Below are 240 nucleotides of genomic sequence, written 5' to 3' on the forward strand. Positions count from 1 at the left end.
GGGCGAAAATTCTCGACTTATATCGAATKAGAGAGCGATCGCCAACAAGCCGAAGAACGCGCCCAACAGGAGGCAGAACGCGCCCAACAGGAGGCAGAACGCGCCCAACGGGAAGCAGAACGCGCCCAACGGGAAGCAGAACGCGCCCAACAGGAGGCAGAACGCGCTAACCGCCTAGCCGAAAAACTGCGGGAATTAGGCATTGACCCTGATGCTATGTAATCCCCTTTAACCACCAAT

At 56.5% G+C, this 240-nt stretch carries 1 pseudogene; it reads left to right on the forward strand.

Going from position 1 to position 240, the window contains the following annotated elements:
• Positions 1-222, forward strand: a pseudogene (locus tag B9T16_RS29815) (Uma2 family endonuclease); the annotation flags it as partial.
• Positions 223-240 lie beyond the last annotated feature (18 nt).

This window comes from Arthrospira sp. PCC 8006, from assembly GCF_046480465.1.
GTDB lineage: Bacteria > Cyanobacteriota > Cyanobacteriia > Cyanobacteriales > Microcoleaceae > Limnospira > Limnospira platensis.